General features: G+C 27.2%; 8 protein-coding genes. All 8 read left to right on the top strand.

Going from position 1 to position 9,332, the window contains the following annotated elements:
• Positions 1 to 38 precede the first annotated feature (38 nt).
• On the top strand, positions 39 to 2,705 hold the full coding sequence (mgtA, locus tag RI76_RS00995) for a magnesium-translocating P-type ATPase (RefSeq protein WP_026072032.1): 2,667 nt from the start codon (positions 39 to 41) through the stop codon (positions 2,703 to 2,705).
• 34 nt (positions 2,706 to 2,739) lie between these two features.
• Entirely contained in the window at positions 2,740 to 3,507 is a 768-nt protein-coding gene (locus tag RI76_RS00990; protein ID WP_026072031.1) for a diadenylate cyclase, read from the top strand.
• 41 nt (positions 3,508 to 3,548) lie between these two features.
• A complete protein-coding gene (locus RI76_RS00985) occupies positions 3,549 to 4,409 on the top strand; it encodes a DegV family protein (RefSeq protein ID WP_017192264.1) in 861 nt (286 codons plus the stop codon).
• 195 nt (positions 4,410 to 4,604) lie between these two features.
• Positions 4,605 to 4,835 carry an acyl carrier protein gene (locus tag RI76_RS00980; protein ID WP_017192263.1) on the top strand — a complete coding sequence of 77 codons (231 nt, stop codon included), beginning with the start codon at positions 4,605 to 4,607 and terminating at the stop codon, positions 4,833 to 4,835.
• Between the two features lie 35 nt (positions 4,836 to 4,870).
• Entirely contained in the window at positions 4,871 to 7,348 is a 2,478-nt protein-coding gene (gene leuS, locus RI76_RS00975; protein WP_017192262.1) for a leucine--tRNA ligase, read from the top strand.
• A 36-nt stretch (positions 7,349 to 7,384) separates the two neighbouring features.
• Positions 7,385 to 8,017 (top strand): guanylate kinase, encoded by a 633-nt coding sequence (gene gmk, locus RI76_RS00970; RefSeq protein WP_017192261.1) that lies wholly within the window; start codon positions 7,385 to 7,387, stop codon positions 8,015 to 8,017.
• Positions 8,018 to 8,025: 8 nt separating this feature from the next.
• Positions 8,026 to 8,244, top strand: coding sequence for a DNA-directed RNA polymerase subunit omega (gene rpoZ / locus RI76_RS00965; RefSeq protein WP_017192260.1), 219 nt, complete (start codon positions 8,026 to 8,028; stop codon positions 8,242 to 8,244).
• A gap of 4 nt (positions 8,245 to 8,248) precedes the next feature.
• A complete protein-coding gene (rsmH, locus tag RI76_RS00960; RefSeq protein ID WP_026072030.1) occupies positions 8,249 to 9,214 on the top strand; it encodes a 16S rRNA (cytosine(1402)-N(4))-methyltransferase RsmH in 966 nt (321 codons plus the stop codon).
• The last annotated feature ends 118 nt before the right edge of the window (positions 9,215 to 9,332 follow it).

The following is a 9,332-nucleotide window of genomic DNA, read 5'->3' as shown; positions in this document are numbered from 1 at the left end:
ATATTATTAATAAACATTTTATCCAAGGAGTGCAAAATATGAAAAAAAAATCTGATGAATATTTTTTCAATAATTTACCGAGTTTGAAAGACATTAGCGCTCAAAATATTGAACAAACTTTTGCACTTTTAAAAACTAATCCCCAAGGTCTTTCTTCGGAGGAAATTATTCAAAGAAGAAAAAATTACGGTAAAAACATTTTTGCTAAAAAAAAAAAATCTTGGACAAAAAAAATATTCAAACTTTTTTTTAACCCTTTTAATATGATTTTATTGTTTTTAATTGTTTTTTCTTTTTGTAAAGATGTTTACCATGCTTCAGAAGAGGAAAAAGAATTTTCAACTTTTATTATTATTTCCTTAGTTCTTTTAGTTTCTAATATAATGAATTTTATGCAAGAAGCTAAATTTTCCGATGTTTCTGAAAAATTAAAAAAAATTATTCAAACTACAACATCTGTTAAAAGAGAGAATCAAATTATAGAAATACCGTTAGATGAGGTAGTAGTGGGCGATATCATTTGTTTATCGGCCGGTGATATTATACCTGCGGATATGAAATTATTTGAAACAAAAGATTTTTTCGTTAAAGAAACCACTTTAACGGGAGAATCTAATCCTATTGAAAAAAAAGCTTTTTGTTCGGAAAAATATAATAATATTTTAGAAGATAAAAAACTTATTTTCATGGGTACAACTGTTGTTTCTGGTTATGCTCAAGGGATTGTTATCTCTATCGGAAATAAAACTTATTTAGGCAAAATAAACCAAATAGCTATTAAAGATAATCCTCTTTCAACTTTACAAAAAGGCATTAATTCGATTGCTAAAATAATAACAGTTTCTATTTTTATTGTTTTACCTTCTATTGTCTTTTTAAATTTCATTAAAGCGCCTAACGATTTTAAATTTTGGGAAGTTTTGCCTTTCGCTTTAAGTACGGTTTTAGGTTTAACACCTGAAATGTTACCTTTAATAGCGACTACTTCTTTTTTTATTGGTATGGTAGCTTTATCAAAACAAAAAGTAATTGTCAAAAATTTATATTCTATTCAAGATTTCGGCGCTATGAATGTTTTATTTACTGACAAAACAGGCACTTTAACTGAGGATAAAATCATTATTGATAATTTTTTAGATATCAACAATAACATCAATAATAGAGTGTTAAAATACGCTTATTTAAATAGTTTTTTTCAAACAGGTTTAAAAAATTTGATTGATTCTTCGATTATTGACAAAATGAAACAAAAAAAAGAGGAAGAAGTTTCTTTTCTAAATATTGAACAAGAATTTGCTAAAATTGATGAAATTCCTTTTGATTTTAAAAGAAGAATTATGAGCGTCATTGTGGTTGATAAACAGAAGGAAACAACTGTTATCACTAAAGGCGCCATCGAAGAAATGTTAAATATTTGTTCTTATATGGAAATTACTGATCCTCAAACTAAAGAAACTAAAATTATTCAAATTGATAAAGAAAAAATTTTAGAAAAAACTAGTTTTTACAATAATCAAGTTTTTCGTGTGATCGGTGTAGCTTACAAAAGAATTGATAACAATAACCTAGCTGATTCTAAAAAAGAAGCAGACATGGTTATGATTGGTTTTTTAACTTTATTAGACCCTCTGAAAAAAAGTGCTATTGAAGCAATAGCTTCTTTGAAACAACATAATGTAGAAGTTAAAATTTTAACTGGTGATAACCAAATTTTATCTAAAATAATCGCTTCCAAAATAAATATCGCTAATCAAGATTTTTTATTAGGAACTGATGTAGATCAAATGGATGATGAGGCCTTGTATCAAAAAGCCCAAAAGATTAATATTTTCGCTAAATTAAATCCAGAGCAAAAAGCCCGAATTGTTTCTGTTTTTAAACAAAAAGGCAATGTTGTGGGTTATATGGGAGATGGTATTAATGATGCTGCTGCTATGAAATACGCTAATTTAGCGATATCGGTTGATTCAGGTGTAGATATAGCGAAAGAGTCCGCTGACATTATTCTTTTAGAAAAAGACTTAAAGGTGTTAGAAAATGGTATTTTAGAAGGTCGTAGATCTTATACAAACATGATAAAATACATTAAATTAACTTTAGCGGCTAATTTTGGTAATATTTTAAGTATTTTAGTGGCTTCTTTTTGTTTGCCTTTTGTCCCTTTATTGCCTATTCAAATTTTATTTTTAAATTTAATTTATGATTTTTCTTGTTTAGCTTTGCCTTTTGATCATGCAGAAGAGGAAAATTTAAACAAACCTCGTCAATGGAATTTTAAAAATATTATCTGTTTTATGATTTTTTTTGGAACTTTAGCTTTTTCTTTTGATGTTTTATTTTCTTTTGGTTTATATTTTATAGAAAATTCAAAATTAAAAGATTATGAGTCAGAAAAAATTAGTTTATTTCAAACTAGATGGTTTATCTTTTCTATTTGGACTCAATATTTCACTATTTATTGTTTAAGAAATGATAAGTTTGGAAAAAGTTTAAAAAAATCTCGCATGATGTTTTGGTTTTCTATTATTGGCGGAACTTTATCCCTTTTATTACCATTCATCCCTGTTTTGAGCAAATCATTAAATTTTAAAAACCCTTTTACTCTTAAATACATTGCTTTATTAGCAGTTTCGTTAACTCTTTATGGTTTTGCTTTATCAATCGTTAAAAAAATTTTTATTAGAAAAAACCAAGAATTATTATAAAAATAATAATATTTGGTTTGAGAGGTATTTGCTTATGTCAATTCCGTATATTTTACAAATATTATTATATATTATTATTTTTTGCGTTTTTTTTGTTTTTTCTTTACAAATTTTTTTCAGCAAATATGAATTAACCAAAATAATTTATTCTTTTTTTTTAGGAACCGCTTGTGTTTATTTTATTAAAAAATTATTGAATTCAAATGGTATTGATTTAAACAAACAATTAGAATTTGATATTTATACACCTTTATTAACTTTTGTTTTTATCGCTCCTATAGTCGTTAAAGTCCCTTATTTAAGATACCATCTTCAAGCTCTTTCTAAATCTTGGAAAAGCAGAAAAAATGTTGTTATGGGGAGTAAAAATACTCAAAAAAATATTTTAGATAGTGTTTTAGAATTGTCCAAAAGAAAAACAGGCGCTTTGATTACTATTGAAAAACATCACTCTTTAGAACAATTTGCGCAAAAATCTATTTTAATCGACGGAAACGTTACTAAAGAACTATTGTTAAATATTTTTAATGTTAATACACCTTTACACGATGGAGCCGTTATTATTAGAGGAAATAAAATTTTATCAGCTGGAACTTATTTTATGTTATCTGATAATCAACATTTTGAAAAAACTACTGGTTCAAGACACCGAGCAGCTTTAGGCATTAGCGAAAATACCGATAGTATGACGATTGTCGTTTCCGAAGAAACAGGCGATATTTCAATTGCTTTAGAAGGTATCATGTTAAAAACCAATGATAAAAATAAAATTCAAGAATATTTATCTATGTTTATGCTTTAAACATATTTATATTTTTCAATAGAAATAAGGAAAACTTTAATATGAATAAAAGAAAATTAGGAATTGTGGTTGAATCCACTATTGGGGGAGATTTTGGAAGAAGTCTTTTCCCTGATCTTAGTGTCGTTCATATGACTATTATACACGATAATAAAGTTTTTAGCGATAAAGACTTTGATAACCAAAAGTTATTGAAATTATTGCATCAAGGGATTAAAGTAACTACCAGCCAACCTAATCCACAAGCTTTTGTTAAAGCTTATCAAGAACAAATTGATTTAGGATATGAGAAAATATTTTGTCTTACTTTATCAAAACAATTCAGTGGCACCTACAATAGCGCTCTTAAAGCTAAACAAATTTTAGGCGATGACCGCATTACTGTTATTGATACAGAAAGTATTGGACCAGGTACCTATTTCACTCTTTCCAGAATTCATCATTATTTAAAGGAAAATGAGTTAACTAATGAAGAAATATTTAAAAAAGTAGTTGTAGAACAAAAAAAAGGCAGTATGTTTTTTTCTTTAGATGAATTGAAATATCTAGCAGCCAATAAAAAAATTAGTAAATTCAAATCTTTTTTAGGTAGTTTGTTTAAGATTAAAACCATTTTAAAAATGAAACAAGGTTTTATTTCTTTAGAAAAAAATGTCCGTACTTGGAAAAGTTGTTTTAGATATTTATTAAAATATGCTCTTCAATTACAAGAAGAAGAAGAAGGCACAGTAGAGGTTCAAATTATTTATGTTGAAAATCACGTTATTGTAAATGAATTAATCAAAGAAATAGAAAATTTGAACAATCCTAACTTTAAATTATCATTATACGGTCAAATATCTCCTATCGTTTCTATTCACCTTGGCTCAAAAGGTTTCGGCATTTACATAAATAAAGGATAATTACATATAAAAGACCTTTTTTTCAAAAGATAGATAAGAGATAGATTAATACTTATTTAAATTTTAAACCTTTTTTTATTAAAATAAAAATATGTTTATTTCGGTATTTTTAATCATATATGATATATAATATTCTTATATGATTTGTATAAATTTTTTAAGTATTAAAATAATATATTAATCGAGGATATAAAGATGTTAACAAAGATTCAAGAAATAATTTCTGAACAATTATTCATTCCTAAGGAAAAAATTATGTTGAAAACTAGATTAAAAGAAGATTTAGGGATTGACTCTATTGATGCTGTTAACTTAGTATTTAAATTAGAACAAATTTTTAATATTAAAATTAGCGATGAGGCTTTACAACAGTTTAAAACTATTCAAGAAGTTTGTGATTTTGTTGAATTAAATTCATCTAAATAATACAATTAGTCAAAATGAAATATTAAGGGGTTTTTATGTTGTGTTATGATTTCGAAAAAATTGAATCTAAATGGCAACTAAATTGGATAAAAAACAAAACTTTTAAAACTAGTGAAGATTTAACAAAGCCAAAATTTTATTGTTTAGATATGTTTCCTTACCCTTCTTCTCAAGGGTTGCATGTGGGCCATATTGAAGGTTATACTGCTAGTGATATTGTTAATAGGTTAAAAAGGATGCAGCAATATAATGTATTGCATCCTTTTGGTTGGGATTCTTTTGGTTTGCCAGCTGAACAATATGCTTTAAATACTGGTAATCATCCTAAAGATTTCACTTACGAAAACATCAATAATTTTAAAAAACAAATAGAGAAATTAGGCAAAGGGGTTGATTGGGAGAGAGAATTATCTACTTCTGAACCTTATTTTTACCAATGGACTCAATGGATTTTTAAAAAACTTTATGAAAAAAATCTTGCTTCTTTACAAGAGATAGAAGTTAATTTTTGCGAAGAATTAGGGACTGTTTTAGCAAACGAAGAAGTTGTTCCTACTGAGGATGGTTTAGTCTCTGAAAGAGGGTCCCATCCGGTAGTCAAAAAGAAGATGAAACAATGGGTTTTAAAAATTACTGATTATGCTGAAAGACTTTTAGATGACCTAGACTTATTAGAATGGTCACCTCAATTAAAAGAAATGCAGAAAAACTGGATTGGCAAAAAAGAAGGTTTTATTTTTGTTTTTTCTTTATTAGATGTCAAAGATAAAAAGATATCAGTTTTTACCACTAAACCTAGTACTATTTTCGGAGTAACAGCCTTAATTTTAGCTCCAGAACATACTTTAGTAGCTGGATTAACCACTCTAGATCGTTGGAATGAAGTAGATGAATACGTTAACCGTACTAAACGTAAAACTAATTTAGAACGAGATATTAATAAAGAAAAAACTGGAGTTTTTATAGGCAGTTATGCTATTAACTTCGCTAATAAAAAAAAGATCCCTATTTGGATCGCTGATTATGTTTTGCCTCATTATGGTACGGGAGCCATTATGACCGTTCCTTATCATGATAGTAGAGATTTTGAATTCGCTCGTAAATATGATTTAGAAATGATCCCTATTGCTAAATTACCTGAAGAAACCCAAACTTCTCCTTCTGAAAAGAAAGAACTTCAAGAAGAAAAAGAAATTAAGGTGGAAGACGGTATTTTTATTAATAGTGACTTTTTAAACGGTCTTAATTATGAAGAAGCGAATCGTAAAATTATCGCTGTGGCTCAAAAAAATAATTGGGGACAAGTTAATTTTACATATCAGATGCATGATTGGGTCTTTTCTCGTCAAAGATATTGGGGCGAACCCTTCCCTGTTTATTATGATAAAAACGATAATATTTATTTAAATTCTGATGAGGAGTTACCGTTAGAATTACCTTCAGTGGAAAAGATTGTTGTTTCTGGCGACGGAACATCACCTTTATCTAATATTTCCTCTTGGATATATTTTGAAAAAGATGGTAAAAAATTTAGAAGAGATTCTAATACCATGCCTCAGTTAGCTGGCAGTTCTTGGTATTACATAGGTTATATTTTAAAAAATTATTTAGGTATGATTCCTTTAAACGCCGATAAAGCGAAAGAATTATTAGATTATTTTTTGCCAGTTGATTTTTATATTGGCGGAACAGAACACGCAGTAGGGCATTTATTATATTCCCGTTTTTGGCATAAATTTTTATTTGATTTAGGTTTGGTTTCCAGTAAAGAACCTTTTTTAAAATTAGTTAATCAAGGCATGATTTTAGGTCATGATAATTTGAAAATGAGCAAATCTAAAGGAAATGCTGTTAACGCTTCTTTGATTTTAGAAAAATATGGTTCTGATGTTTTAAGAGTTTATATGATGTTTATGGGACCTCTAGAAGATAGTAAAAGTTGGTCAGAACAAGGTTTAAAAGGGGTACAAAGGTTTTTAAACCGTGTTTATAACATGTTTGATTCATTTGAAATTGTTTCGCAAGAATTTATTCCTTTAAAGAAAATAATGAATCAAACGATTAAAACAGTTACAGAAGATTATGAAAATTTAAAATTTAATAAAGTCGTTAGTCAGTTGATGATTTTTGTTAATGAAGCTTATAAACATCAAAAAATAGATCAAAAACAAATGAAAATCTTTTTACAATTGTTAAACCCTTTATCGCCTCATTTAACAGAAGAATTAAACCAAACAGTTTTAGAATTTTCAGAAGAATTGGTTGATTCTCAATGGCCTACTTATGATGAAACATTATTAACTGCTGATACGGTAGATATTGTGGTTCAAATTAACGGTAAAGTTAAAGCTAAAATAAAAGCTGATAAAGATCAAGAAAAAGAAGCTATTTTAGAATTAGCATTGAAAGATCACAAAATCGCTAACTTAGTGGAAAAAGGCAAAATCGTTAAAACTATTTATGTTTCTAATAAATTATTGAATTTGGTTTTTCGTTTTGATTCAAGGTGTTAAAATTTATAAAAATTATTTAGAAAGAATATGACAAATATGAGATTACATAAAAAAGGATTAGTTATAGTAATTTCAGGTCCATCAGGAGTTGGAAAAGGCACTCTTACAAAGGCTTTGTTGAAAAAAGAAGGTCATAATTTTGTTTATTCTTCTTCCATGACAACAAGAGCCCCTAGAACAGGGGAAATAGAAGGAAAAGATTACTTTTTCGTTGATCAAGCGTTTTTCCAACAAAAAATTAAAGAAAAATATTTTTTAGAATATAATAAGTTTATCGGTAATTATTATGGAACACCTTATGACAAAGTCTTAGATCAAGTTGAAGAAGGTAAAGAAGTTATCTTAGAAATTGATGTACAAGGTTCTTTACAAATTAGAAAACATAAAATTAGCAAAGACGCTGTTTTTATTTTCATTGTTCCTCCTACAAAACAAGCTTTATACAATCGTTTAAAGAAAAGAAATACAGAATCTGAAGAGATTATTTGCCAAAGAATGGATAAAGCGGATCAAGAGTTTTTATTGGCTTATAAATATGATTATATCGTAGTTAACGATGATATTGATAAAGCTGTTGATAAAATCATTTCTATCATCATTGCTGAACATTCTAAAGTTAAAAACAGTATTTCTTTTTATTTAACAGAAATTTTAAATAAAAAAGGTTGAAAAAGAATATGTTAAAAGATAAAAACGAAGGCATTAATCGTCCTTCTATTGATGAATTATTAAAAAGAATTGATTCTAAATATAAATTAGCTTTTTTATCTGGTAAAATAGCTCACGTGATAGAGAAAAACAATAGTTTATCTTCTGTCAAACTTCCTAGTAAAAAAATCGTTAGCAAAGCTTTATCAGAAATTATTAACGATAATTTTAAAATAGTTTTTAAATAAAAAAATGGTTATGGCCAAAGATGAAAAAGGAACTAAACAAGTGACGCCAGATATTCACATTTCTGTTCTCACGAAGGAAGTAATCCAATATTTAGATATTAATCCTCAAGGCATTTATGTTGATGCCACTTTAGGCGGAGGAGGGCATAGTTCAGCGATTTTGCAAAAACTTTCTGAAGGTTCTTTATATGCTTTTGATCAAGATTTATTCGCTATTTCTAAATGTCAAGAAATTTTTAAAGAAGAAAAAAGAATTACTTTAATTTATAATAATTTTTCTTTTTTAAAAGAAGAATTGGCGAAAAGAAATATCAATGCTATTGATGGTATTATTTTTGATTTAGGTTTGTCTTCTTTTCAAATTGATGATCCTCAAAGAGGTTTTAGTTATTTAAAAGATGCTTCTTTAGATATGAGAATGAATCGCAACCAAAGCCGATCGGCTCAAACTATTATTAATACTTACAGTTACGAAAAGTTGAGAAATATTTTTTTTATTTATGGCGAGGAACCTAAATCAACTTTAATAGCAAAAGAAATTGTTAAAAGACGCCCTTTAAAAAATACTTTAGAATTGGTAGAAATTACTGATAAATTTTATTTTTCTTACGGTAAAAAGGACAAAAGAGGTCACAGTGCTAAAAGAGTTTTTCAAGCTTTAAGGGTAGAAGTAAATCAAGAATTGCAAGTTTTAGCAAAAGCTTTGCAACAAGGTCTTCAATTATTGAAAAAAAATGGTAAAATGGTAGTGATTAGTTTTAATTCTTTAGAAGATCGTTTGGTCAAAAACTTTTTTAAAAAAAACAGTCATACTCATTTTTTTCCTAAATTACCTATTAAAGAAAAAGACATTCCTCCTTCTCCTTTGAAAATTATAACTAAAAAAAATATTTGTCCTAGTGAGGAAGAATTAAAATTAAATCTTCGCAGTCGTTCGGCAAAATTAAGAGCAGCTGTTAAAAATATTTAAAAATTTTTTAAAAAAACCAAATATTTTGATTGCCTTTAGGATAATAAAGTATTTGTTTTTTTAAAAAAAACATTATTTTTGTAATAAAAACATCTTTTTATTTGCAATAAATTTAAAT

The sequence above is a fragment of the Milkweed yellows phytoplasma str. MW1 genome, from assembly GCF_000309485.1.
GTDB lineage: Bacteria > Bacillota_I > Bacilli_A > Acholeplasmatales > Acholeplasmataceae > Phytoplasma.
Note: the sequence above shows the minus strand (reverse complement) of the source record. Positions and strands in the feature narration are given on the sequence as shown.